Origin of the sequence: Zobellia russellii, assembly GCF_018728565.1 — a bacterium.
GTDB lineage: Bacteria > Bacteroidota > Bacteroidia > Flavobacteriales > Flavobacteriaceae > Zobellia > Zobellia russellii.
On record NZ_JACSOI010000004.1, the window covers coordinates 492,480 to 519,078 of the forward strand.

The window sequence follows — 26,599 nt, forward strand, 5'->3', positions numbered from 1 at the left end:
TTTTAAATGCCCCATACTTAAGTCTTTTAAAGCTGAACAATCATTTGATTGTTCAGCTTTTTAACTTTCTGTCATTTTCTAATTCAAGCGTTAGCTCTTAATTACCCTGAATAATTTTAAAATTTCCGCAAAAGGGTTGGTTATGTGATACTTTACGTAATTTTTCAAAACCGAAATAATTTATTGATAGTACGGTTTAGACAATATTTATCCCTAATTTTAGCCGCTAAATGTGCAATTTCTCAAATTAAAGCTAGAAGTAGTTTTAAACTTAATTTATTATAAAGATTTTACTTACAATCACTCCTTTTTAAAATGAATTTAACAAAAAATATCTTTGCAATTTGTACTGGCCAAGATAAAGGGGAGCTACAGAATCTTTTACGCCATTTACAATCTATAGAAAAAGACTACCACACCGCTATATGGAGTAATGATGCCATTGATGATAAGCAGCAATGGGAACCTATAGATGTAGAGCGATTGAACCATACGGATGTATTTCTGCTTCTTTTGAGTAATGCGTTTATGAATTCTGAATTTGTTGAAAACGATGGATTTAGAACTATTATAGACCGATATAAAAAGGGTGAGGCTAAACTAATCCCCATACTTCTAGATGATTGTTCTTGGAAGAACGAATTTACTTTTGATCATTACAATTTTAATTTTGGAGAAGTACAGATCTTTCGCAAAGATGTTATTTCAATAGGGGAATGGAACCCAACGGATAAGGTTTTTACGCAGGTTGTCTATTTCCTTATGGGCTTGCTTAGCTCATCCATTAAAAAAAGCATTGCTACTGTAAGTACAGACGAACAGGGCATACTTAATTTGGGAGGAGAAGGTCAGATGGCAATTGATTTTGGTGAGGAAATAGTTGATGACAATAAAGCCAATAGAGAAAGCGCTTTTACAAGAGAGGTTGAAGCAAAAAGAAAAGTAGAAAGCGAGAATAGACTTCATGAAGAAGCTGAAGTAAAAGAACAGCTTAGAAAAGAGAAATGGTTAAGGCAGAAAGCGGAAAACCAGAGTAGAATTGAAAAAGAGATTCAGGCCAAAAAAATAGTTCAAGAAGAAATTCAGGAAGGTGAATTAGAAAAGGCTCGAATAGAAATAGAAGCAAAAAGACGAGAGCAAGTATTAAATACTCTAAAAGAGGCTGCACGGAAAAAAAGACATGAAGAAGCAGTAAATGCTCCCAAAAGAGTTTTAATAGGAAGTGGACTTGCAAAATATAACTATCGCTTTAATAATGAGAAAGAGGCCCCGGCCTTAAGTGTAGTTAAAGAGGAAAGGTTTGTTACTAAAGAGTTAAAAACTCAAGTAGCGGTTGTAGAGAAAAGGGAGCGTGAAGTAATAGCGCCTCTAAAAGAGATACAACAACCAAAAAAACAAGAGGAAACGGTCCTGGTAGACCAAACTGTTACAAGAAAATCAGATCTGGCAAAATATAATTACCGGTTTGATAGCAAGAACAAGGTTGAAGTTGTAGAGGTAGTTAGAGAAGAAACTCGTCTCAATGAAGAGCCCAAAACCCAGTTGGCTGTAGAGGACAAAAAATGGGATACAATAGTTAAAACCTTGCGAGAGTTGGAGTGGGACAAGAAACTACATGAAAAGTTTGTAGCCCTTAAAAATGCAGCTACTGTACTCTTCGCAAAGTCTATTCATTTTTTCAATAAAAAGTTGAAGGTTGAGCCTCAAAATATTCAAGAAGAGAGAACGAGCAATGAAAAATTAAAGGTTTGGTTGGCTGTAGGGGAGAAGAAATGGAATGCAATAGTAAAAAGCTCACGAGAGGCGGAATGGGATAAGAAACTGTATAAAAAGTTTGCAGTCCTAAAGAGCGTAACTAAAAGTTATTTCTTTGCGGTAAAAGGCTTTGCTATCAAAAGTATTGCGGCAATTAATCAATTCTTTCAAAAAATTATAAAGAACATAGGTGCAAACAAAAAGAGAAAAATCCGTTCTGAGTTTTTAATTGCTGCTGTAGTTATTTTTGGAGTATTAACGTACCTGTTTGTTGGAGGTTCTGAAAAACAATCCTATACACTATCGGAAGTTGAGGAAGTAAAAGAAGTTTCTGATGCCAGTGTCTCTCCTGAAAGTAATCAAGAGAATCGCACAGCTGCTAACTTAGAAATAGAAGATTCCGCAAAAGAACCCTCTTCACTTGTTAAAAATAAGGAGGTAAAAGTAGTTTCTGACGCTGGTGCGGGAACTATAAATAAAAAGGAGAATCGCGCAGGGGGCACGTTAAAACTAGGCGTTGGGGATATGCATAACGAGGGTGTAATTTTTGCGATTGACCCATCCAGTAACACCGGAAAAATAGCATATTTGGAAGATAAAGGTCCAATGGCATGGAAAGATGCCATGAATATTCACGAACAATTAGGTGAAGGCTGGCGGTTACCCGAGCTAGATGAATTACGTCTCCTTTATAAAACTATTGGGCAGGGTGCAGACAACAAGGGTAAATTCGTAGCTGAGTTGTATTGGAGCGCTACGCCTTTTGATAAGCATCAAGCGCGTCTTGTAAAATTCAGCGATGGTAATGCGTCATATCACTATAACAGCTCAGGAACACATCGGAAATTTCGAGTTCGGGCTATAAAAGATGTCCAGCTATAGCTCGGGAGTCGAGTGCTAAGGTTATTACGAGCCAATCTTATTTTAGTGACATTCCATTATTATAATTAACTGATAATTAGAGTTTAATAAGATGTTGATCGGATGTTGTTTGACCTTATTACTTCCCGATACAAAAGTTAGCAAAAATGTTACCCAACAGCTCATCATTAGTTACCTGCCCTGTGATTTCTCCTAAGTGATAAAGAGCCTCACGTACATCAATGGCCATTAGGTCGCTAGAAAGTTCTTCCTCCATGCCAAATTGTACTTTTTCAATTTCTTCCAATGCTTTAAGCAAGGAATTATAGTGGCGCGTGTTGGTCACTATGGTTTCATTGTTGCGCAACGCTCCGGTATTTACAAATTCCAACAGTCGGTTTTTGAGCTCTTCAACACCTTCACCTGTTTTGGCGGATAAGTAATTAACGGAATCTAAGTGCTGGGCTATTTTTTGTTTATCGCTCTCGGAAAGCGTATCGGCTTTATTGACCAATAAGAGAAGTGGTTTTAGCGGATTCTGGTTTTTTATTTTTTCAAAGTCGATGGTGATGTTTTTCAGTTTTTCCTCATCGGCCAGAATTTTAGAACCATCTACTAAAAGCAAAATTACTTGGGCCTGTTCAATCTTTTCAAATGTCCGTTTAATGCCCATGCCTTCCACCACATCTTGGGTTTCTCGGATGCCGGCCGTATCTATAAACCGAAAACCGATTCCGCCAATCGCAATTTCGTCTTCAATGGTATCACGGGTGGTTCCGGCTATATCGGAAACCAACGCACGTTCTTCGTTAAGAAAAGCATTGAGCAAGGTGGATTTTCCAACATTAGGTTCTCCAACAATAGCAACGGGAATACCGTTTTTAATCACGTTTCCTACCGCAAAAGAATCTATCAGGTTTTTTAGAACTTTTTGGATACGGGCAAGAAGGTCGTTAAACTGGGTGCGGTCCGCAAATTCAACATCCTCTTCTGAAAAATCCAGTTCCAATTCTATAAGCGATGCAAAGTTTAAAAGCTCGGAACGCAGGCTTTTAATTTCGTTACTAAAACCACCGCGCATCTGTTGTATCGCAATTTGGTGGCTCGCGGCATTATCACTGGCAATCAGGTCCGCTACAGCTTCGGCCTGGCTTAAATCTATCTTGCCGTTAAGGAACGCTCTCAGGGTAAATTCCCCTGCATCCGCTGTTCTACAGCCATTTCTTAGGAACAATTGTATGATTTGTTGCTGAATGTACGATGAGCCATGACAGGATATTTCAACTACATTTTCCCCAGTGTAGGAATTAGGGCCTTTAAACACAGAGACCAGAACTTCATCCAGTATTTTATCGTCTTCTATAATGTGTCCTAAACTAATGGTATGGCTTTTCTTTTTTCTTAAATCCTTACCGTAGGCAGATTTAAAAAAAGCAGCGGCCGTATCTATTGCGGTTGCCCCGGAAATACGGATTACCGCAATTGCACCAGCTCCTGAAGGGGTGGCCAATGCTATAATATTATCGTTAGGAATCATCAAAAAGTTTTTGCAAAAATAGGCAAAAACAAGTAGATGGAAATTCTTTGCGGCACATCAAAAATTTATGGGTCGAATGTTTTTGAATAACGGAAAATAAGTACCTTCGTCCTCCATTAACTATTTAAATTATATAATTATGAAGATGCGATTAGTAACATTTGTGGTGATTCTTTTTGGGGTTACAACTTTTTCATTCGCGCAGGAAGAAGGAGAGGTTCAGATGGATTCAATTTCTCAGGTTGAGCAAGCGGAACGTGAGGCCAAGGAAATTAGAAAGCAAATAGAAGCGGCCGAAAAAGAGGCAAAAGCTGCTGAAAAAGAAGCAAAAGCAGCAAAAAAAGCGCAAAAGAAATCTGAAAAGGCCAATAAGAAATACGAAAAACTGACCGGCCAAATCAACTCCTTAAAAAAGGGATTGGAAAAGGACGAGAAGAAGGTTTCTAAGATCAGCGACAAAATGGAAGTGGACAAAATCAAAGGAAAACTTTCTCCTAATGATGTTGCCAAAATTGAAAAGAAGCTGAGCAAATTAAAAATGAGCATAAACAAAAGCAGGGAAAAGCTGATCAAGTTGGAGCAAAAGCTTTAATTGCATACAAAAAAGTAATTCAAAATCCCGTAAGATACCGCTCTTACGGGATTTTTTCGTTTGCAAGTTCGGGTAGTTGTAACATTTTGTGTTTTTGTTCGTCTTATCTATAGAACCCCTAAAACAATCAAAAAATGGAAATCATCAATCAACAAAAAACACTTGAACAGAATAATCAATTATTGGTAATTGCACATTTATCGCAGTTCTTAACCTATATTACAGGTTTTGGCGGATTGGTAGTGCCGCTAATTCTGTGGCTAACGACCAAAGATTCCGTAACGGGTATGGATGAGCATGGTAAAGCTATTGTGAATTTTCAATTGAGCGTACTGCTAATTACCATTTTAAGCATCCCTGCCATATTACTTTTAGGTCTTGGTATCTTAAGTTTGATTTTTATTGGAATTGTAGCTTTTATTATGCCTATAGTAAATGCGGTAAGAGCCAGTAACGGTGAAAAACCGAATACATTTATGACCATTCCGTTTATTTCATAGAAGTGAAAACCTATATAATTAAAAAGCCCCAAGAAGAAATTCTTGGGGCTTTTATATTTTGGTGCATATCGTTTAGCTGTTCAGCATAACCGGCATTACAAGCATGGTTACGTGTTCACCTTCATCAAGTCCGTCAATAGGAGTAAGAATACCTGCTCTGTTCGGTAAGCTCATTTCCAATGATACATCGTCCGAGTTTAGGTTGTTCAGCATTTCGGTCAAGAAACGGGAGTTAAAACCAATTTGCATATCATCACCTTGGTAAGAACAAGTCAAGCGTTCCTCGGCCTTGTTACTGTAATCAATATCTTCCGCAGAAATATTAAGTTCAGCACCGGCAATTTTTAAACGTATCTGGTGCGTAGTTTTATTGGAGAAAATAGCAACCCTTTTTACGGAGCTTAAGAATTGATTTCTTGCAATAGAAAGCACATTAGGGTTCTCTTTAGGGATTACCGCTTCATAGTTAGGGTATTTTCCATCTATCAAACGACAGATAAGCTCCGTGTTCTCAAAACTGAACTTGGCATTACTGTCATTATACTCGATTACTACGTCAGATTCACTGCCTGCTAGAATTCCCTTTAAAAGAGTCAAAGGTTTTTTAGGCATAATAAATTCGGCAACTTGAGAAGCCGTAACATCCGTACGTTGGTATTTCACCAGTTTATGCGCATCCGTAGCAACAAAAGTTAAATTCTCCGGAGAGAACTGAAAGAACACACCGCTCATTACAGGCCTAAGATCATCGTTACCGGCCGCAAATATGGTTTTGTCTATTGCGGTAGCTAAAATGTCACCAAGTAGCGTAGTAGAGCTTGGGTTGGCCAGTTCCACCGCTTTAGGGAATTCTGCCCCATCTGCATAAGCCAAAGCGTACTTACCGTGGTTAGAGCTAATTTCTACCGTGTTGTTATCTTCTACAACAAAGGTCAACGGTTGCTCAGGAAAAGTCTTTAAGGTTTCCAATAAAAGCCTTGCCGGAACGGCAATGGTACCTTGGTTATCCGAATCTACATCTAGTACGGAGCTCATTGTAGTTTCAAGGTCAGAAGCCGAGACCGTTAATTTGTTGTTGTCTAGGTCGAATAAAAAATTGTCTAGAATAGGTAGTGTGTTGCTATTGTTGATAACACCACCTAAAACTTGTAACTGCTTTAAGAGATACGTACTGGATACTATGAATTTCATAGGAGAATCGTTATTTCAATTTGTGGGATATAGTGTCTAAAATGTCTCGAATTTAAACCAAGTCTTCTAAAACCTGAATGAAACAAAGATATTTGAAATGCATTTTTTAGCGAAACAAACTTATTAACATCTAGGCCCCGTATTTACGTCTTCTAAAATAGTTGAAAAAAGCTCCAAAAAGAAGTGTCAACCCTATGGGAAGGCCAATATTTATTAGCTGCCATTTAGTTTTTTGGTCTGTCATCTTTTGTGCGTCCAAAAAGGGTACGGCAACTTTTTTATTTCGAATGTTTATAAGTCCTTTTTCGTCTAAAAGGTAATTCAGGGCGTTTATTAAAAATTCTTTGTTACCATAATAGTTGTTCGTCCACTTATCATAACCCAATTCCAAAGGTCTATTATTTCGTATTTGATTACGGATAATATCACCATCCGATACTACTAACATTTGGTTTTCTTTTCCTTTCTCCAAAGTGCCGTTTAACGATAAGGGCTTGACCCTATTGCTGAATGCCGATGTGAATTCCCCCGAAATAAGAACCGCCATAGGGTTGTTTCCTTTTTTATAGAGTTCCTTTTTGGGTGACATATTTATTACATCTAAATTAATTTGTTTAGGTGTGCCATCTAGTTTGGATAGGGGAGAACTGCTTAACAGTACGGTCTTTTTATTGCTGTTGGCCAGCGTATCTATAGAATTGGCAAATTGAAACCGTAGTGCCTCTAGATTATTATTTATGGGATGGTCATTTTTAGAGAAAACCATAGGATTGTAAAACCAAGGCACAGGATTGTATTCGGAAGAGTTTCCTTCTCCGGAGGCAAGTACAATTTGGGTAAAATACATGTCGTTCACCAAATTGGGATTGATGCGCACCCCGTATTTAAAGAAAAAGTCGTTCAGGTTTAAATCTCTTGGCAAAGCCATAGCAGAACCACTTTCATTGAAAAGACTATCTAGCTCCATATTCACTTGGTCTATGAGCCAAATGGATTTTCCGCCATTTACGATATATTGGTCCAATACATATTTTTCGGCATCGGTAAAAGCTTCTGTTGGTTTGGCGATTAGGGCCAGGTCGTAGCTTTTAAGCTGGTCTAGGGTTTTTTGAGGGTTGGTAGCCACGGAATCTAACGTTATGGCCCCAATGTTATAGTAATCCTTAATAGAGGTCAGGAAATCGGCTAGATAAATGTCATCTAGCTCTCCGTTTCCTTTTAGCACGGCAATCTGTTTCTTTTCCGTAATGTTTATTTTGGAAAAAGCATCGGCAAAGGCGTATTCCAAATGTTGTACGGAATTGTTCACACGTTCTTCCGTAGTAGCTCCTAGTTTGTTTTTTAGAAGTGGAACTTTTACCGTTTTGTTGTTGTAGTTGACCATGGCCCAAGGGAAAACTATTTCTTGGGAGGTCTTACCATTTTCTTCTACTGTAATCTGGGCGGGCGTCAACCCTAGAGACTGTAAATCGGTTATAGTGCCATCAATCTGTGCGGCGTCTTCAAGCGGGTTTACAAAACTGAACTTTATGTTGTTGTTTTTGGACTCGAATTCTTCAAGTAACTGACGCGTCTCCGTTTTTAGTTTAACAAATTCAGGGGGGAGGTTTCCGTCTAAAAGTACATCTATAATCACCGGGCGTTCAAAAGCCTCCACGGTATGAATTGCTTCTTCGGATAGTGTATATCTCCTGTCTTCGGTTAAATCAAAACGAGTATATAAGAAACTGGCAGCGGCATTGATCACAACTAATATAACAAGTGCTACAGCTATAGGGGTAAGGGATTTTTTCATTACCGATTGGTGTTTTTAAGTTGAAGAACGGTTAGAAAAAGAAAGAAAAGCGTTAGCGTAATAAAATAGACTAGATCACGAGTATCCAAAACTCCTCTTGCTACACTTTCAAAATGGTGCTTCATACCCAGACTTGCTATAGCAACCGAGGTATCTCCGCTTCCAAAAATGGTTGATAGACCTTCAAATCCGTAATAAAATAGAAAGCAGAGTATCAATCCCATGATAAAAGCAACAATTTGATTTTCGGACAACGTAGAGGTAAACAGCCCTATAGCGGTATAGCAGCTCATTAAAAACAGCGTGCCAAAATAGGAGCCTATCACTAGCCCCATATCTAGATTTCCTACGGTAGTACCCAGTTGGGATATCGTGAGCACATACAGCAATGTGGGCACAAGTGCTATAATCCCTAAAGTAAGGGTTCCAAAAAACTTTCCTAAAACGGTCTGCCAGATAGAAAGAGGTTTAATAAAAAGTAGTTCTAAGGTGCCCAGTTTTTTCTCCTCGGAAAAACTCTTCATGGTAATGGCCGGAATCAGAAAAAGGAAGACCCAAGGCGCCAATAGAAAGAAGTTGCTTAAATCTGCAAATCCGTAATCAAAAATATTAAATGGGCCTTTAAAGACCCAAAGAAATAATCCGTTTAGGGTAAGGAAAAGTCCAATGACCAAATACCCAATGGGAGAGGTAAAGAACGATTGTATTTCGCGTTTAAAAATGGCAAGCATAGGTGACTTCAAATTATAAATGCTCCTTTTTTTAAGAACACTATAGAGTTAAGTTTGAGGTTGTTTTTCAGCTTATGTTAAAAAGCATAACATCAAATTTACAAACAATTTCAAATTAAACGGCAATTGTTGGCCACAACAGGGCTTGTTTTTTACAATTGTTATGAAAAAGTAATGGTGACGGTATCCCTAAAATCCAAGCCTAAGAGGGTGGAGGCGCCACCAACGGTATTGGAATCGCTTTTGTAAATAGCCAGTTGAATGTAGTTAGCGCTGTTGAATAAGGCCAAACGGTCTCCTGCTCCCTTACGTTGACTTTTATCCAAGTCAAAATTAATAATGTCGCTATACTTGTTATGGAGTTTGGTGAATTTTGTAGTACGAGCGGTAATTTCAAAATCCCGCCCCTTGCGGTACGCTTCAAAGAAGTTTCGGCTAATATTGGTCACCACGTTTCCATAAGCATCAATGTAAATGACACTACCTATTATTTTATTGCCATTGTCCGTAACCGTGGGCGAAAATTCACGAAGGTCTTTCAGTTGGTCAAAAGGCCTCCCTACTACTTCTAATGTGCCTCCACGTGCAATATGGCAGGCTACCTGAACAAAAACGTCCAGGACGGGAAAAGAACCATGGCTGGGGTTGGGAATATTTAATTCTACCACTTTTTCGGGCTGTATTTCACTTGTAATCAAACCAATGACCCCGTTATTGGCGCTAATGAAATAATGTCCGTTCACCAGAACGGCTATATGTTGGTTTTCCGGAGTGGGTTCGGAATCTACACCCACAATATGTATGGTGCCTTCCGGAAAATGTTTGTACGAATTCTCCAAAATATAAGCGCATTCTTGAATGTTGAAAGGGCTAATGTTGTGGGATATATCAACAATTCGGGCATCGCTAAGTTCTTTGTAAATGGTTCCCTTTAGGGTGCCTACAAAATAGTCCTTAAGACCAAAATCTGTGGTTAGCGTTATAATCGGATTCATAAATTATTTTCATTTACATCAGGAAAAATAGGAGTTGGGATAACTTGAGACAATAGGGTAATAGGGCGTGAAACCGTAATGACCACGCTAAACCTGTGAAGAAAGGTGTGCAGGATGCTGTTAGAAAATAAATGAATTAGATTATTTAAGTTCGCTATCATACAGTAATGTTGATATGTTTTAGTTAGGCAAACTGAAATTTTCGTTAAGTTTGTTAAACAAAATTATAACAAAAAAACAGCCAAGCGAAATATTATGTTCACAGGCTTTCATTTTAACACCTCTACTTTTTGAACGAACTCATATTAGAACTTACCGAGATAAGCCCGAGGGAATTTTTTGGGCAACAGAACGAAAATATAGACCTGCTTAAAAAGTATTTTCCAAAGTTGAAAATAGTGGCGCGTGGAAGTAAAATCAAAGTCTATGGCGATGAAGAACTCTTAGAGGAATTTGAGCGCCGTTTTGATATGCTTACCGTACATTTTGGAAAGTACAACAAGCTAGATGAAAACATCATAGAAAGAGTGCTTACGAGCAATACCTCTTCGGACTATGAGTCTCCTGAAAATAGTGGGGAAACTTTGGTGCACGGTGTTAATGGCAGGTTGATAAAACCACAGACCGTTAACCAACGTAAACTGGTAGATGCCGCCAAGAAAAATGATATGGTCTTTGCTATTGGTCCCGCTGGTACAGGTAAAACCTATACCGGGGTTGCTCTTGCTGTTAAAGCGCTGAAAGAGAAACAGGTAAAGCGTATTATTTTAACAAGACCTGCGGTAGAGGCTGGTGAGAATTTAGGATTTTTGCCAGGGGATTTAAAGGAAAAATTAGACCCCTACATGCAGCCGTTGTACGATGGACTAAGAGATATGATTCCATCGGAGAAATTGGCCCATTTAATAGAGAGTGACATCATTCAAATTGCGCCCTTGGCCTTTATGCGCGGACGTACGCTGGATAATGCTTTTGTAATTCTGGATGAGGCTCAGAACACCACCCATGCCCAAATGAAAATGTTCCTTACCAGAATGGGTAAGAACGCTAAATTTTTGATTACGGGAGACCCCGGGCAGATAGATTTGCCAAGAAGGGTTATTTCGGGTTTAAAAGAAGCTCTTTTGATCCTAAAGAATACTGAAGGTATAGAAATTGTTTATCTAGACGATAAAGATGTTATACGCCATAGACTTGTGAAAAAGGTTATTGACGCCTACAAGAATATTGAGCACCAGAATTAATAAATACTTTTTACAACAGAAAATTACCAATACCCAATGAGCAGTACCATTACAGATACCAATTTTGAATTTCCCGGCCAGAAAAGTGTTTATAAAGGAAAGGTGCGTGAAGTATATGAGTTAGAGAATGGAATTTTGGTTATGGTAGCTACAGACCGTTTATCTGCTTTTGATGTGGTTATGCCCAAGGGTATTCCGTATAAAGGACAGATTCTGAACCAGATTGCTACTAAAATGATGGATGCTACCAAGGATATTGTTCCTAATTGGTTAATGGCAACTCCGGACCCAAATGTTGCGGTAGGGCATGCTTGTGAGCCTTTCAAGGTAGAAATGGTGATAAGGGGGTATCAGTCCGGTCATGCGGCCCGGGAGTACAAATTGGGCAAACGTGTGTTGTGCGGTGTAGAAATGCCGGAAGGTATGAAGGAAAACGATAAATTTCCGGAGCCTATTATTACGCCGGCCACCAAAGCCGAAATGGGTGATCATGATGAAGATATTTCTAAAGAGGATATTCTTAAAAGAGGTATTGTCTCAAAAGAGGACTATGAGGTTCTTGAGAAATATACACGGGCCCTTTTTGAAAGAGGCACTCAAATTGCTGCAGAAAGAGGGCTAATTCTTGTGGATACCAAATATGAATTTGGGAAGACCAAAGACGGTAAAATTGTTTTGATAGACGAGATTCACACCCCTGATTCTTCGCGTTATTTTTATGCGGATACATACAAAGAGTTGCAGGAAAAGGGTGAACCTCAAAAGCAGTTGTCCAAAGAATTTGTGCGTCAGTGGTTGATTCAGAATAATTTTCAAGGTTTAGAAGGGCAGACTTTACCCGAAATGACAGACGCGTATATTGAGTCTGTTTCTGACCGATACATAGAACTTTACGAGAATATTACTGGAGAAGCATTTGTTAAAGCAGATATATCTGATATACAGAATCGTATAGAGGGTAATGTGTTAGATTACTTAAAGAGATGAATTTACTATTTAAGTAATTTTTTTGCGGAAAAGTTCTTCTTGGTTTTTAGTTTCTGAACAATTTTAATGAAAGCGATTGCCGTAATGTAGGCATCGCCTAAAGCAGTATGCCGGTCTTTTTTTGATATATCGAATTTCTCTGCGAGTTCGTCTAATGAGTATTGTGGCTTAACGGGAAGCAAAGGAGATTTGATTAGTGTACGCTTGTACAATACCGATGTATCCAGAAATTTATTTTTCAAATCCGGCATACCATGACGGTTCAGGGCATGATTAATCATATTTCTGTCAAAGCCTGCGTGATGCGCCACCAAAACCGAATTTCCAATATATTCCAAAAATAGAATCAGGGCTTCCAATTCCGTTATGCGCTCTTGTCTTTCCTCTTGTAAAATTCCGTGTATCTCTATGTTTTTGGCATGGTAAAAATGCTGGTAGAGAAACACTTCAAAACTATCGTTAACAGCTATGCTATTGTTCATTAAAGATAGCGCTCCAATAGATAGAATGCGGTCCGTATCATAGTCAAAGCCTGTAGTTTCCGTGTCAAACACCACAAAACGTATTTCGGACAGGGTATAATCCACTTTCATATCAAACTTGGCCTCATAGTCCATCCAAAAGTCAGGATAGTTCTGTTTTCGCTTTTTGAAGAAATCCATTAGCCCAATAGGTTTGTGACCTTAAAACGAATTTTAAGAAGTTCCTGTAAATCTTTTATGGTCTTAAAACTACGCTTCAATTTTATTTTTTCTTCCTTCGTAAGTTTGTTCAAAGCAATAAAACGCCCGGAATCATTATGCAAAAGACCGTGTTTTGTCCTGAACTTTAATAGGGCTTTGGTAGCGTAGGAGCAGGCCAAAAATAGTTCTTGGTTGTTGGGTTCCAGTTCCGCAAGCTTTTCAAAGCGTTCTGCAGTATTGTTGATGGACTTTACTTGGTGAGAGAGCACTAAGACCCTTGCTCCATCAATCAAAGGCATTAAGGCCCTTCGCTTTAAATCAAAAAAATCTTTGTATTCACCATCTTCTTCCACCAAAAAGCTTCTGAAAAAACCACTGGGAGACGGACTTTGAAGTGCTCCGCTTGCCAAATGCAAAAAGAAATTGGGGTATTGTTCCGTAGTTTCAAAAAGGTGCGCACTTAGCTCGTTTACCAAATTAGAATCGCCATAAGAAAGGTTGTAATCAAAAAATATGGAGGATAAGAGCACTTGGTCCGGTCCAGGATTGGTAATCCAATGGAGTGTACGTTCTTTCCATTCTTGCAAGCTTGAGCACCATTCCGGGTTGGAGGCCATCATCTCCGCCGGACAATATTCGTATCCAATGTCAAAAAGCCCCTTGGTAACGATTCTTGCCAGTGCCAAGAAATAGTCTCTTGTTTCTGTGAGTTGGTCTTCGGGTACATTTTCAAAGACCAGTGCATTGTCCTGATCGGTGTGTAGCAATTGTTCACTTCGGCCTTGGCTACCCATGGCCAGCCATGCAAACTTAACCGGTGGGGGGGCATCCATCTTATCCAAGGCTATTTTTATAATTTGCTTGATGCAGGCATCGTTTAGCTCCGAAATAATCTTGGAAGTTAAGGTGAGGGGTATATTTTGATCTAGGTACCCTTGCAGTAGATTCATGATTCTTCTGCGTACCGCCTTTAATTTTTTAAATCCGTTTGCTCTTTTTATTGCTTTTAAAAGCACTGCGGGGTTGTTGCCCAGCTCAAACATAATATCATGTTTACTAATGATACCAACGGCCTCTGCATTTGGGGTTCCGTCCATCGTAAGACATAAATGGCTGATGTCACTTTTCATCATGGCCATCTGTGCTTGGGTAACGGTCATTTTTTTTGGATACGTAATTACCGGTGAGCTCATGATATTTTTGGCCCTCGTGGTTATTGGAAAAAGACCAGTGGCGATTTTATTCCTTAAATCCTTGTCCGTTATGATGCCCACGGGAAGTTTGTCCTTTACTACTAATACGGAGCCCACCTTTTTTTCGGTCATTTTAACCGCTATGGTCTTTATGGTGGTATTCTCTGAACAGGTTATTAGTTTTTTTGAATAGGGTACGCCTTGCAAATCAAGCAATTCTTTGTCTCCTACGCCATTTTCACTGGCTTGGGGAGTGCCTTCGTAAAGCTTGCCCCTGTAACTTTTTGAATAGGGATTTCGGGTATTGGAGGCAAAGCTTTCAATTAAAAAATTACCTACTTCCTTGTAATCTTTAATGATGGGTTTAAACTCCGCTATTGGTATTGCATATAAGATGGTCTCTTCATATGCTTTGGCTCCAATTTTGTAGTTTTCATTGGCAATAAGGGGGCGTAAACCAAAAATATCACCTTCATCGCACAAATCTACAACTTCGTCATTGGGTTCTTTGGTAAGTACTACGGCACCTTTATGAACTACATAAAAATAGGGGTGGGCCTCTTCGTTTATGGCAAAGATTACTTCACCTTTTATCTTGTAGACAATACTTATTTCTTCAGATAGACTTTCTAGTTCCTTAATGGCTACCTCGTTAAAAGGCGGGTAGTTTTTAAGAAAATCGGCAACTCTAATAGAAATGGTATTCTTCATGCGGCAAATTTAAAGTTAAAGTTATATCAGGAAGTGCATTAAAAAAAGGAAAATGCCCAAACAAATTGCATCCTTTTACACTTTCTATCCGTTGTAAGGAAGTTGCTTTGAATAAAGATTGCCCTGCATATTCAGGTACGCCAAAGTTATCTTCTATCTTTGAACCGTAAAGCATGGTTTTAGATAAATGTATGGAAACATGGGAAACAGTTTAAGGGAACTTTTTCAGTTTTTGAAAAGCACTGATTTTTCAAAAGCGGTCTTGGTGGGCGTTACGGTTAGTTTCCCTATTTTGTTGGGACTTTACTTTAATCAACTAGAAATAGGTCTTGCCGTTTGTTTTGGAGCTTTATGGAGTGCACCTAGTAATGCTAATGGAAGCTTTAAGCAAAAAATTACAGGTATACTTTGCGCTACGGTATTGGTGGTCATCATTAGTTTTATTGGGGGGTATTTGAATTTGCCGGCCTATATTTTGATTCCAGTTCTAGGAGTACTTTCTTTCCTGCTTGCCTATATATCTATTTTTGGTTTTAGGGCTACTTTAGTCAGCTTTTCCGGTCTATTGGCTTTGGTTCTTAGTTTTGCCCATGAACCTCAGGTGCTTAACACCTATGAATATGCATTTTTTGTAGGTATAGGTAGTTTGTGGTACTTGTTGGTGGTTATGGTTTGGCATTATATAAACCCTAAAGGTGAAATTGAGGAAATATTTAGGGAAACCTATCTGCTGACAGCCAAATTTTTGCGAGTTAGGGGGAAGTTGGTAGAACCAGATTCTGACCGGAAAAAATTATTGTCCGAACTGAACAAACTACAAGAGCAGCTTATAGAAAAGCATGAAACCTTAAGGGAGATGTTAGTCCTTAACCGAAAAAGATCTCGGTATTCCGTTTACCACGGAAAACAATTACTGGTTCTGGCACAATTGGTGGAAATGCTGGAAGCGGCAATTGCCAACCCCATTAACTATAGCCAAATGGATGTGGTCTTTAAAACGTACAGTCAATACAAAAGCGGTTTTCAAGAGCTTATTTTTAAGATCGCGGAACAGTTAGAACGTATTGCTTTTGCCGGAAGGCACGGAAAAAAATTGCCGCCACCAGTAGAACTACAGCCGTATTTAGATAGGATTTCAGCTAATATAAATCAACTTAAAAGTATTCCTAAAAAGGAAAATCTAAGCCCGTATTTAATGCTTCAGAATCTTTACGAGTATCAAGAGAAGCAGGTAGAGTTGCTTGGAAAAATCAATTGGTTGCGCAATGAGGCCAAAACAGAGGAGTTGCAATTTATAGATGAGAGTTACGTACGCAAGTTTATGACCTTGCAAGATTACGACCTCAAAATGTTGGTTCGTAACTTTAATTTTAAATCGGCCATTTTTAGACATGCTTTGCGTTTGGCCGTTACGGTAATGGTTGGGTACAGCATAGGAACCATCTTTGACTTTCAGAAACCCTATTGGATCTTATTGACCATTATTATTATACTACGGCCTAGTTACGGGCTAACCAAGACCCGCTCAAAAGATAGGATTATAGGTACGTTAATTGGTGCTACCATTGCTTTTGTAATTGTAGCTTTGGTGCAGAATACTTATGTTTTTGGGATTCTAGGGCTGACCTCGTTGGTCATGGCCTTTTCTATGCTGCAGAGAAACTATAAGACGGCAGCTACTTTTGTTACGCTGAGCGTAATTTTTATTTATGGAATTTTATTGCCGGACATTGTTACGGTCATTCAGTTTCGGATTTTGGATACGGTTCTAGGAGCGTTACTTTCATTTTTTGCCACTTTGGTACTTTGGCCTTCATGGAGTTTTTTAAATATTAATGACAACTTAAGAACCTGCCTGACGGCCAATAAAAATTTTCTAAATGAAATAGCCCTTATTTATGATCAAAAGGAAAAGGAGCCTACCGCACTGAGAATAAGCCGGAAAAAAGCTTTTGAAGAGACTTCTAATCTAAGTGCCGCTTTTCAACAAATGGTTCAAGAACCCAAATCAAAACAAAAAAAAGTAAATGAGGTTTATGAACTGGTAACTCTGAGTCACTCTTTTTTGTCTTCCTTGGCTTCCTTAAGTTCGTATATACAGAATCATTGTACTACGGAAGCATCAGAAGGTTTTAGGTCTGCGGTAGCGCATATAATGGAAAATTTGGGTCGTACCACAGATACTTTGGCCCATATGAAAATAGAAGATGATTTTTCGTTGAAACATCACGAGAAATCTTTTAAAAGTAACCGTTCTAAGTTTAAGACAATAGCATGGGATTTTGAAAATGCCGTAAAAGTGGGGGAGGAGCGTAATTTGCAAGAGGCACATTTAATACTTGGTCAATTACGATGGTTGTTTACGCTAAGTGGTAAAATGTTGAACTTAGCTTTGAAAATAGAAGCCGAAATGAAGCCTGCGGAAACAGCAAGTTAATTCCGCAACGTGTTATTATAGCTAAAGAGTAAGGTTAAAATGTTCAACCATAATCTGTTTAATAGCTAATTCGTTTAATGGCTTGTACATCATAGCATCAATTTCTGGGTACATCTCCATTTTTTCTTTATCAGATGGGATTATGGAGGTGGTCAAGAGAATAACCCTTGTGTTGATTTTAAGCGCTACATCCAATTCCTTGTATAATTCCATGAACTCCCAAGCATCCATGGTGGGCATATTAATATCCACAAATATGAGTTCGGGAAAAACTTTTGAATTCATAAGATGTTCAAGAGCTTTTTTGCCCATGGTGAAAGAGTAGATTCTTTCGGCACAATTTACGCGTCTTAAATAGGTCTCATGAATAAAGTTCGTAGCATTGTTATCATCTACAAGTACAATAGATTTTATCATAGTTCAGACAAGTTATTAATTTAGATTAAAGTGAAAGGTGCTTCCTTTTCCAATTTTGGACTCCACCCAAATTTTACCGTTATGTAGTTCCACAATTTTTTTGCAATGGGCAAGGCCAATACCGGTTCCCTCGTAATCTTCTTGGTTATGTAATCTTTTGAATACTTCAAAAATCTGTTGTTGATTTTTTGCTTCCATTCCAATACCGTTATCCTTTACGTAAATATGATGTCCTTTTTCTGAGGGCAAGGTTCCTATCTCAATTATCGGATTTCGGTTTTTATCAGTAAATTTTATTGAGTTACCAATAAGGTTAAGAAAAAGGGAGTGAAGTTCTAATTTATGTCCTGATATTTCGGGGAGGTCTTTAACCTTGATTTTTGCACCTGTATTTTTAATACGCATACGAAGGTCTTTCATTACGTTCCCTACTATGGTTTCTAGGTCTACAGGTTCAGGCCTGGTATTGCTCCCTATTTTTGAATAGGCAAGTATAACCCTTACCAATTCGCCCATTCTTGACGAGGCTTCTTCTATGAAGGCCAAATACGTATTGGCCTTATCGTCTAATAAAGTTATATATTCTTCTTTAAATAGCGTTACAAAATCTCGTATGGTACGTAAGGGTTCTTGCAAGTCATGACTTGCAACATAAGCAAAACGTTCTAGCTCTTTGTTGCTTTGAGATAGGCGTTTTAAGTTAGTAATGTTTATATGACTACCAACCATTCTTATAGGTTCCCCCTTTTCACCCCATTCTATTACCTGACCTTTGCACCAAACCCATACAATGCTTCCGTTTTTATGAAAATAGCGAACTTCATTATCATAGGGTACTTCTCCTTTACTTTTAACATGGGCATCAAACGTTTCTAGCACGCCTGGAAGATCTTCTGGGTGCATGATATTTTGCCATGCTTCAGGTGTATTTTCCATTTCGTCATCTTCATACCCGAACATTCGTTTAAAAGTAGGACTCAAATACTCTGTATTTTCTTGTATATTCCAATCCCAAAAACCGGCCATGGTTATTTCAAGAACCTGTTCAAACACCATATTTTTATCAAGCAGTTCCTGCTCTAATTGAGGCATTCTTTTTATCATAGAAACATCGGTAGTGGTACCCAACATTCTCTTAGGTTTGTGGTCTTCTGTCCACTCTACTATTTTACCCCTTAAGAACAAGGTTACATAATGACCAGCTTTATGTTTGTATCTTATTTCTACTGCATATGGGTATTTACCGTTGGTTTGCAAATGTTTTTGCATGGTATTATCTTGGGTCTCTAAATCTTCCGGATGGGCCAGTTGGTTCCAGAACTCAGGAGTTTCTTCAACTTCATCTGCCTCGTAACCTAGAATATGGCGGATTGAGTGGCTAACGTAATAGGTATTGTTTATTAAGTTATAATCCCAAAAACTGTCTGATGTTTGCTCAAATGCAAGTAATTGATTTTTAAGCTTTTGTTCCGCAGATTTAGGTTCGTTAATGTCTACGTAACTAAGGGTTGCCCCCTCAATATTTCCGATGGAATCACGAAAAGGGACTATTTTTTGCAAGAACCAACGCCCCTTTGCATCTTTCACCTCGTTTTGCTGTGAAACTCCATTTACGACTACAGCTTTAATGTCTGAAATGAAGTTTTTATAATTGGACTTATGAAATGTACTGGCAAAGTGTTCTAGAGGGCGATTAACATCACTTTCCATTAGGTTGAAATGCTTGGCAACGCTAGGGGTAAACTTTCTTATTCTCAGTTGATTGTCCAGAAAAATGGTTCCTATGTCCGTGCTTTGAAAAAGGTTGTCCAAATCTGAATTTAATAGAGCTAGCTCTTCTAATTTTTCCTGAAGTTCCGTATTTACGGTATGTAATTCTTCATTTACACTTTGTAGTTCTTCATTGGTACTTTGTAATTCCTCATTAGAAGCCAAGAGCTCTTCATTGGTAGCCTGCAACTCTTCATTGCTAGTCTCTACCTCTTCAATCATGTTTTTAAGACTTTCACTTGTTTCTTTTAGTTCGGATTCTAATTCTATTTCCCTTGAACTATTATTTGTGCTTTCGTTCTCGTTATGAGTAGGGCTTGTTATTTTTTGTATGTCCGAAGGTTTGATGATGATTAAAAAATTCGGAGGATTGCTACTTAGGGGGTTATTAAAGGATGCCACATGCATGTTAACAATGGTGGGCTTTTTTTCAGTTGAGAAATTAAGGTTCTCGTGCCTTAAATTTTGGTTGGTTCCTGCAACTTTTCTTAAAGAGTAGCTCAAAACTGTTGCCACGTTCTCAGGAACCATTTTTAATAGGTTCATGCTAAACCCCTTGTTCGGTAAGCTTATATAATTATTGAGGTCTCCAAAAGCATCAACGATATTAAAATTACCGTCTATTAGAATAGCGGCAAGGTCTAAATTATCACTTAAGGCTTCTACCATAAGCTGCCTTGTATTTCGCTCGTAACTCATGGTTTTTAGACCAAACGGATTTTTTTGGGTTTTGTTTGGGCCGTAAGGTTGTAGACCAAGTATTTTTGCAGGTCTTATGTTACTGTAATTTTTTTGTTTCCGATGTATTTCAGCAAATGAGTTTTTCTGCCTTCCTAGAGATTCGCTACTACCTAGAACTAAGGTTCCATTTAAATTAAGTGAGTAGTGCAAAACATCAAGAACTCTGTTTTGTGCTGCAGGTTGAAGGTAAATAAGCATATTTCTGCACAGAGAAATATCCATTTTATTAAAAGGAGGGTCTTTGAGCACATTATGTTTGCTAAATATGACCATACGCCTAATGTTCTCGTTAACACGGTAATAATCTCCTTTTTTGGTGAAATTCATCGTTAGCCGTCTTTCGGAAATATTGGCAATAGTACTTTCATTGTACATGCCTTTCGCAGCGTCGTTCAGATGGTTTTTTTCTATATCGGTAGCAAAAATTTTAACTACATTTTTTTTATTGTACTTTATCAGGAGTTCATTAATAATAATAGCCAAAGAATAGGCTTCTTCACCGCTGCTAACCCCAACACACCAGCATTTAATGGTATCTCCCTTTTTTTTGTTAGCTACTATTTTTGGTATGATTTCGGTGGCAAGAACATTCCAAACAGCTTCGTCTCTAAAAAAACTGGTGACCCCAACTAAAAACTCCCTTACCAGAAAATGCGCTTCTTCTGGTCTTTCAAATAAATAGTCTTTATACTCTGGAAGGGTTTCTAAACGGTTTATCCCTATCCTTCGGGCGATCATACGTACTAGGGTAGGTCTTTTGTAGTATTCAAAGTCTAATTTAGTCTGACTGTTTAAAAAGCTCAGAATTTTAACCAGTGTTTCCTCATCGTTTAGAATATGTTCCTCCAAGGAACCATAAACGGCTGGGTGTTGAAGGAATCTCTGAAGTTCTTCACCCATTTGCTCGGTAGGCAGGACAAAGTCAACCAAGTTAGTGTTGATTGCATTTTGAGGCATACTTTCAAACTCTGCTTGATCTGGGGATTGCACCATTACCATTCCGCCGTATTCCTTAATATCTCTTGCTCCGGAAGTACCATCGCTACCTGTGCCGCTTAGAATGATAGCAATAGCATTATTGGTCATTTCACGCGCCAAAGATTTAAAGAATAAATCTATAGGTAGATTTAAGGTCCTAGTGGTTGGCTTGTCTTCTAAAATTAAATAACCATCTTTAATAAAGATGTTTTTTTTAGGTGTCAAAAGGTAGATAGTCCCTGACTTTATTTTGGTTTTCTCAGTAACCTCAATAATGGGCATGTCTGTGTTCTTAGCCAAAAGCTCTCCCATTAAACTTTTGTAATCGGGGCTTAAATGCTGAACAACAACAAAGCTATGGGCAAATTTTAAAGGAAGGTTGTCAAAAAAAGACTTTAATGCTTCTAATCCACCAGCACTGGCCCCTATGCCTATTATTGAGAATTTGTTTTTTAATTTATTTTGTTCTTGGTCAATACCTGAGATATTAGGTTCTATCATTTAGTAGATTGATTTCGTCTCAATAAAAGTAATGAATATCTTACAATAATATAAATAGTAAATAAATAATTTTATCCATTTTGGTAACTGTTTAATAGCAACGTTTTATAGTTCAACTAAATATGGTTTTGTTCTAGTTTCCTTTTGAATGATCTTGTTTAAAATTTACTTGGTAGAGTTTAATTAGATGTGAAGTTGTTTTTAAAACGTTAGAATCAAAATATGCATTTGCTAGTGATAGGTTGAAGGTGATTATGTCAAATCCTAAAACTTGTGTGTTTTTCGCATCGAATTTTTAAAACACATGGAGTAGCACTTTCGGATAATTCATTATATTACGGCTACTAACACAAACCATTAACAATTAATGCAACAAGAAACAAAAGCCTTTACCTTGGCAGAGAAACTGGCTATGGTACATGTTGTAAATTCTGTAATCTTAGCAGATGGACAAGTACATACTGGAGAAATCAACGCAGTAACGCAATTAATGGAACAAATTGATTTTGACAGTAATTTTATTATGCAAGCCCGAAATATTGAAAGTGAGCAGGCCATCTTAATTCTGAAACAAATGTCTCAGGAAAAGAAAAGTAACCTTGAAACTATTCTGGAGATGACCGCAATTTCAGATGGGTTTAAGCACACTACGGAAAAGACCCTTATGGCCTATATCTTCAAATCTATGAACAATTGTAACTAAACACAACTATGGAAAATGGAACAATACATAACGTACAATTTACTCAAACGGAAAAGAAAGCCATTTTTGTAATGAGCAATGAGGTTATTTTAGCAGATGGCAAGGTTCATCCTAGCGAGCTGGCAGAAATGAAAGAACTTCAGGAAGGAATAGGAATGAGCCCTAATTTGGTTAATGAAGCCAAAGAAACCAGTACAGATGAGGCGCTAGTGGCATTGCATAACATGTCATATCCTAAAAAGAAAATTTTGGCTCAAATTCTTGAGGATATGGCCATTTCGGACAATCACCTACATGAAAACGAAATGCAGCTCATTATACAGACGTTCAAAAATATTGGTATAGGAGGGGAAACTGAGTAATTAATAGGTTTCTTGTTATTAGATGATAAATTGGTCTTTTGGATTCTTGCATACCTATGAGGCCTTGCCAGAAAATCTTTTGTAATCGGCCCTTATTATTTCCTTCACATTGGGTAATTTAGTCCCAAAATTTAGGGTATGGGACAGATTATAACATTTGGGGAGGTGTTGATGCGTATTTCTCCGCGGGGAAACAAAAAATTTATACAGTCTAATATTGTTGAGTTTTATTTTGGCGGAACCGAGCTAAATGTTGGCATTTCCATTTCCAATTTTGGTGGAGAGGTAAAGCATATTAGTGTGGTATCCGAAGATTCCATTGGAGAAACCGCACTGGCGTATATTCGCCAATTTGGTATGGATACTTCTTCTATAGTTCTTTCAAAACGCCCTTTGGGAGTATATTTTCTTGAGGTTGGAGCCGTAATTAGGCCTAGTATGATTTCTTATAATCGTTCTCACTCCGCATTTTCCGAAATTGTACCGGCAAAGGTAAATTGGGAAAAAGCCTTGGAAAAAGGGGAGTGGATGCACTGGACCGGAATAACACCAGCATTATCTCAAGGAGCCTTTGATACGCTTAAAGAGGGCTTGAAATTGGCAAGAAATAAAGGAATGGCCGTATCTGCCGATCCTACTTACCGTAGTGATTTATGGAAGTATGGACAAGACCCCAAAGAAGCCTTAACTGAACTGCTACATTATTCTACAATTTTTATTGGTGGTGTTAATGAAATAAACGAGGTATTAGGTACACAGTTTGGATATAGTAACGATGATTTCATTGAAGCTAGCAAAAAACTGATGGAAACTTTCCCCACGATTGAAAAAGTGTTCGATAAAATACGGACCTCATTAAATTCTTCTTGGCATAAAATCCGGGCTAGAATGTGGAACCGTGTTGAGTTCCGGGAAACAGAAGATTTGGACATTACCCATGTGGTGGACAGAATAGGTACAGGAGATGCTTTTGCTGCCGGATTGATATATGGTTTACAAAAATTTGATGATTATAAGGCCATGGAGTTTGGAAGCGCTGCCTGTGCCCTAAAACACACTTACGAAGGAGATGTTAACCTTGCTACGGTAAGCGAAGTAAACAATATATTGGCGGGTAATATAACGGGGCGTTTAGTGAGATAGGATAGGGAATAAGCTATTTTGGGTTAAGGCTCTAGAATATTTGTCTCAAAGCCGTCAATGCTGGTGGTGTTTTTGTTCTTCCAATAGGTCTTAATTTTGTCTTCCCCTTGTTTTGAGGCCCAATCATTTAGAGTAGTACGTTCTTCTTTAAATTCCATAAATGGTACGGCAAAACCGCAAGAGGTCTGTACAAGTTCTACATGCATCTCAATAATTTGTCTAGCTCCAATATTTTTTGGAAAACGCTCTATATACTTATGATAATCAGTATCTCGCTTATGATAGATTTTGGCCGTTCCGTATAGGCGTAAGATTAAAGGTTTTCCTTCAAAAGCACAGAACATAATGGTCATGCGACGGTTCTTTAGTAGATGGGCGGCCGTTTCATTTCCACTGCCGGTTAAGTTCAACCAGACAATCTTGTTTTTATCTATGACCCTAAACGAATCCGTACCTTTTGGGGACACATTTACATTTCCGCTATCGGCAGCGGTGCCAACAAAAAAGATTTTTTGTTTTTCAATGAACCCTTTTAGTTCAGGAGTGATAGAGTCTAATTGTTTTCCCATTGCTTTAGTAACTGTATTGTAAATTTATGGAAAGAAAGGCTAGCATGAAACTTTAGGTCTCTAGTTTTAGTTTACCGTATCAAATAAATAGTAGTAGTTTTGAAATGCAAAAAGCTACCTCAAAATCTCTATGTATGACATATCAGGATGAGTTTCTTCTTTTTTGGAATCAGGTAAAAGAAAGTGCCCAAGAGGGGAGTTTTGCTAAGTTGACCATGGCAAAGACCATAGGTAAACCAAATCTTAAGAATATTTTTTTGAGACCTCTCTATGCCAAAGATGGTTTTAAAGTCTTGTTGAAATTTAGCTACAGGTCAAAAGAGACGGAGGATAAAGAAGAAGAGCTTACTCTGGACGAAGCATTTCTTATCTTAAAATCTAACCTGAAAACTCATTTTTTTTCAGTTTTATTATTCACCACGGAAAAGGACGTTATTTTTAAAGTGAATAAAAAAGGGGCGGGGAGTATTACGGAAACGCAGCCTTCTTTCAGCAATGTCCTACAGGCCAAAACCGATTAGGAATAGGAAGTTTGGTGGGGTTACGGTTTTTTAAGTACATGTACACAGGGGCTAAACCCAGCCAAGTCCCAAACTCGAACAGACATTATCTTTTTTTTCGTTTACTTTTCTTGTTTTGAATTTTATCCCCTCGTTTTTGTGGCTTTTTATACTTCTTTTTTAGTTTTCTCTCGTAGCTTTTTACTTCGTATTTAACTTTACTGTTTTTAGAAGATTTTTTATGGAAGGAAGCGCCTCTTTTAACCTCGGAGTCTTCTTCTAGTTCTTTGTTGGGGTCAAAGGGTTTATCCGTTTCTTCAGGGGTGAGTTCAGAACTTATTTCTACTTCCTCAGGAAAGTCATTAAACGGAATGGTATAGTTCATAAGCGTTTCAATGGCGTCCTTTAGTTCGGCTTCTTTTTCGCTATAGAAAAGAATAGACCTTCCTTGTTCTCCGGCTCTACCTGTCCTACCAATACGGTGAATATAATTTTCTGGATAAAAAGGGGTGTCAAAACTAATTACGGTACTAATTTTTTCAATATCTATACCACGGGCAATAACATCGGTAGCAATAAGAATCCTGCTTTTGCCGCTCTCAAATTTTTCTATGGATTTAGTCCTATGGTTTTGTTCTTTGCTGGAGTGTATTACTGAAATTTCAGATTCAAAATCCAATGTTTCAGCAAGACGATCGGCACTGGTTTTACTGGCAACAAAAATCAATACTTTATGGTACTCGTCTTTGTCCGCCAATAAGTGGTTCAATAAATTTACCTTGGTGTAAAAGTTGGGTACTGCATATGCTTCTTGGCTAATACTTTCCAATGGCGTACCGCTAATGGATATGGTTTTCTTAATTGGGTTGATTAAAAAATCGTTCATCAATTGATCCACATACGTGGTCATAGTAGCGGAGAAAAGAATGTTCTGACGTTTTGTGGGCAGGTATTCAAAGATGTTTCTTAGCTGTGTTTTGTATCCAAAATCCAGCATAACATCAACTTCATCAATCACTAATTTTTTAATTGATTTTAGTCGTAATACGTTAGAAAGGACCAAATCATAAGTTCTTCTTGGGGTACCTACTATAATATCCTGACCTTCAGCAACGGCTCTTTTTTGTCGGTTTATATTATTAGAACCACCGTATACACCTAAAGTTCTTACGCTTAGGTAGGGTGTTAGTTTTTCAATCTGTTCAACTATCTGAATTACCAATTCTCTGGTAGGAGCTAGAATTAGCACTCTAGGATGCAACTGGTCCGAATACTTCAAGTTTTGTAAAATAGGCAACAGAAACGCAATTGTTTTTCCGGTTCCGGTCTGGGCGATTCCTACAAAATCAGAGCCACCAAGAATAGGGGAGTATGATTCTTGTTGAATGGGTGTTGGTGTTTCAAACCCCAAGTCTACAATGGCCTTTTGTAACTGCTTTTTTATTTTGAAATCTTCGAAATTATCCATTTTGCAAAGTAATGGAAAAAAACACTCTTGTTAGCACTTGAAGTGGATTATACTTAGTGGATAAGATAGTTAGGTATAAAGGAAATGAGAGAAGTAATTTTCTATAGCTTAGATAAGGTTTCAGCAACCGATAAGTAACGGTAGACTCTAATTTAGAAAAGATGAGTCTACCGTTTAGTTAACGGAATGAATATCCAACAGAGTAATTAAGAGCGTGAAAGCAAAATTTATTAGC

General features: G+C 38.0%; 21 protein-coding genes. 10 read left to right on the top strand and 11 right to left on the bottom strand.

Features of this window, described 5'->3' with window-relative positions; genetic code table 11:
* Positions 1 to 315 precede the first annotated feature (315 nt).
* Positions 316 to 2,637, top strand: coding sequence for a hypothetical protein (locus H9565_RS12455; protein WP_215440089.1), 2,322 nt, complete (start codon positions 316 to 318; stop codon positions 2,635 to 2,637).
* A gap of 118 nt (positions 2,638 to 2,755) precedes the next feature.
* Here H9565_RS12455 and mnmE read toward each other — a convergent pair whose 3' ends face one another.
* On the bottom strand, positions 2,756 to 4,153 hold the full coding sequence (gene mnmE / locus H9565_RS12460) for a tRNA uridine-5-carboxymethylaminomethyl(34) synthesis GTPase MnmE (RefSeq protein ID WP_215440091.1): 1,398 nt from the start codon (positions 4,151 to 4,153) through the stop codon (positions 2,756 to 2,758).
* 139 nt (positions 4,154 to 4,292) lie between these two features.
* On the opposite strand from mnmE, the gene H9565_RS12465 reads away from it, so the two are divergent.
* Together H9565_RS12465 and H9565_RS12470 are read left to right on the top strand one after the other, a co-directional pair.
* Positions 4,293 to 4,745, top strand: coding sequence for a hypothetical protein (locus H9565_RS12465; protein WP_215440093.1), 453 nt, complete (start codon positions 4,293 to 4,295; stop codon positions 4,743 to 4,745).
* 134 nt (positions 4,746 to 4,879) lie between these two features.
* The gene (locus H9565_RS12470) at positions 4,880 to 5,245 is read left to right on the top strand and encodes a DUF4870 domain-containing protein (protein ID WP_215440095.1); all 366 of its coding nucleotides are present in this window, start codon (positions 4,880 to 4,882) and stop codon (positions 5,243 to 5,245) included.
* A gap of 72 nt (positions 5,246 to 5,317) precedes the next feature.
* On the opposite strand, the gene dnaN is transcribed toward H9565_RS12470, so the two are convergent.
* From dnaN to H9565_RS12490, 4 genes are all read right to left on the bottom strand, one after another.
* Positions 5,318 to 6,436: a DNA polymerase III subunit beta gene (gene dnaN / locus H9565_RS12475; protein ID WP_215440097.1), complete on the bottom strand. Its 1,119-nt coding sequence runs from the start codon at positions 6,434 to 6,436 to the stop codon at positions 5,318 to 5,320.
* Between the two features lie 130 nt (positions 6,437 to 6,566).
* Positions 6,567 to 8,231, bottom strand: coding sequence for a gliding motility-associated ABC transporter substrate-binding protein GldG (gene gldG / locus H9565_RS12480; protein WP_215440099.1), 1,665 nt, complete (start codon positions 8,229 to 8,231; stop codon positions 6,567 to 6,569).
* Positions 8,231 to 8,962: a gliding motility-associated ABC transporter permease subunit GldF gene (gene gldF / locus H9565_RS12485; protein WP_215440101.1), complete on the bottom strand. Its 732-nt coding sequence runs from the start codon at positions 8,960 to 8,962 to the stop codon at positions 8,231 to 8,233. The genes gldG and gldF overlap by 1 nt, the downstream gene beginning before the upstream one ends.
* A 161-nt stretch (positions 8,963 to 9,123) precedes the next feature.
* Entirely contained in the window at positions 9,124 to 9,957 is an 834-nt protein-coding gene (locus H9565_RS12490; protein ID WP_215440102.1) for an SAM hydrolase/SAM-dependent halogenase family protein, read from the bottom strand.
* A gap of 290 nt (positions 9,958 to 10,247) precedes the next feature.
* On the opposite strand from H9565_RS12490, the gene H9565_RS12495 reads away from it, so the two are divergent.
* Positions 10,248 to 11,201 carry a PhoH family protein gene (locus H9565_RS12495; RefSeq protein ID WP_215440104.1) on the top strand — a complete coding sequence of 318 codons (954 nt, stop codon included), beginning with the start codon at positions 10,248 to 10,250 and terminating at the stop codon, positions 11,199 to 11,201.
* A 36-nt stretch (positions 11,202 to 11,237) separates the two neighbouring features.
* A complete protein-coding gene (locus tag H9565_RS12500; RefSeq protein WP_215440106.1) occupies positions 11,238 to 12,188 on the top strand; it encodes a phosphoribosylaminoimidazolesuccinocarboxamide synthase in 951 nt (316 codons plus the stop codon).
* Between the two features lie 5 nt (positions 12,189 to 12,193).
* On the opposite strand, the gene H9565_RS12505 is transcribed toward H9565_RS12500, so the two are convergent.
* Both H9565_RS12505 and H9565_RS12510 read right to left on the bottom strand, forming a co-directional pair.
* Positions 12,194 to 12,850, bottom strand: a complete 657-nt coding sequence (locus tag H9565_RS12505; RefSeq protein WP_215440107.1) for a 3'-5' exonuclease — start codon at positions 12,848 to 12,850, stop codon at positions 12,194 to 12,196.
* The gene (locus H9565_RS12510) at positions 12,850 to 14,775 is read right to left on the bottom strand and encodes a DUF294 nucleotidyltransferase-like domain-containing protein (protein WP_215440110.1); all 1,926 of its coding nucleotides are present in this window, start codon (positions 14,773 to 14,775) and stop codon (positions 12,850 to 12,852) included. The genes H9565_RS12505 and H9565_RS12510 overlap by 1 nt, the downstream gene beginning before the upstream one ends.
* A 199-nt stretch (positions 14,776 to 14,974) precedes the next feature.
* Between H9565_RS12510 and H9565_RS12515 the strand changes: the two genes are divergently transcribed.
* Positions 14,975 to 17,212 (top strand): FUSC family protein, encoded by a 2,238-nt coding sequence (locus H9565_RS12515; RefSeq protein WP_246560585.1) that lies wholly within the window; start codon positions 14,975 to 14,977, stop codon positions 17,210 to 17,212.
* 21 nt (positions 17,213 to 17,233) lie between these two features.
* Here H9565_RS12515 and H9565_RS12520 read toward each other — a convergent pair whose 3' ends face one another.
* Positions 17,234 to 17,629, bottom strand: a complete 396-nt coding sequence (locus H9565_RS12520; RefSeq protein WP_215440114.1) for a response regulator — start codon at positions 17,627 to 17,629, stop codon at positions 17,234 to 17,236.
* A gap of 15 nt (positions 17,630 to 17,644) precedes the next feature.
* Entirely contained in the window at positions 17,645 to 21,619 is a 3,975-nt protein-coding gene (locus tag H9565_RS12525; RefSeq protein ID WP_215440115.1) for a chemotaxis protein CheB, read from the bottom strand.
* Positions 21,620 to 21,986: 367 nt separating this feature from the next.
* On the opposite strand from H9565_RS12525, the gene H9565_RS12530 reads away from it, so the two are divergent.
* From H9565_RS12530 to H9565_RS12540, 3 genes are all read left to right on the top strand, one after another.
* Positions 21,987 to 22,322 carry a TerB family tellurite resistance protein gene (locus tag H9565_RS12530; protein ID WP_215440117.1) on the top strand — a complete coding sequence of 112 codons (336 nt, stop codon included), beginning with the start codon at positions 21,987 to 21,989 and terminating at the stop codon, positions 22,320 to 22,322.
* A gap of 8 nt (positions 22,323 to 22,330) precedes the next feature.
* Positions 22,331 to 22,684 (top strand): TerB family tellurite resistance protein, encoded by a 354-nt coding sequence (locus H9565_RS12535; protein WP_215440119.1) that lies wholly within the window; start codon positions 22,331 to 22,333, stop codon positions 22,682 to 22,684.
* A gap of 138 nt (positions 22,685 to 22,822) precedes the next feature.
* Entirely contained in the window at positions 22,823 to 23,827 is a 1,005-nt protein-coding gene (locus H9565_RS12540) for a sugar kinase (RefSeq protein WP_215440121.1), read from the top strand.
* 23 nt (positions 23,828 to 23,850) lie between these two features.
* Here the strand turns inward: H9565_RS12540 and H9565_RS12545 are convergent, their stop codons facing one another.
* Complete coding sequence (locus H9565_RS12545; protein ID WP_215440123.1) at positions 23,851 to 24,396, bottom strand: pyridoxamine 5'-phosphate oxidase family protein; 546 nt, start codon at positions 24,394 to 24,396, stop codon at positions 23,851 to 23,853.
* Positions 24,397 to 24,530: 134 nt separating this feature from the next.
* Here H9565_RS12545 and H9565_RS12550 point away from each other — a divergent pair, with 134 nt between their 5' ends.
* Positions 24,531 to 24,917, top strand: coding sequence for a hypothetical protein (locus H9565_RS12550; RefSeq protein ID WP_215440126.1), 387 nt, complete (start codon positions 24,531 to 24,533; stop codon positions 24,915 to 24,917).
* Positions 24,918 to 25,002: 85 nt separating this feature from the next.
* Here H9565_RS12550 and H9565_RS12555 read toward each other — a convergent pair whose 3' ends face one another.
* Complete coding sequence (locus H9565_RS12555; RefSeq protein ID WP_215440128.1) at positions 25,003 to 26,364, bottom strand: DEAD/DEAH box helicase; 1,362 nt, start codon at positions 26,362 to 26,364, stop codon at positions 25,003 to 25,005.
* Between the last annotated feature and the right edge of the window lie 235 nt (positions 26,365 to 26,599).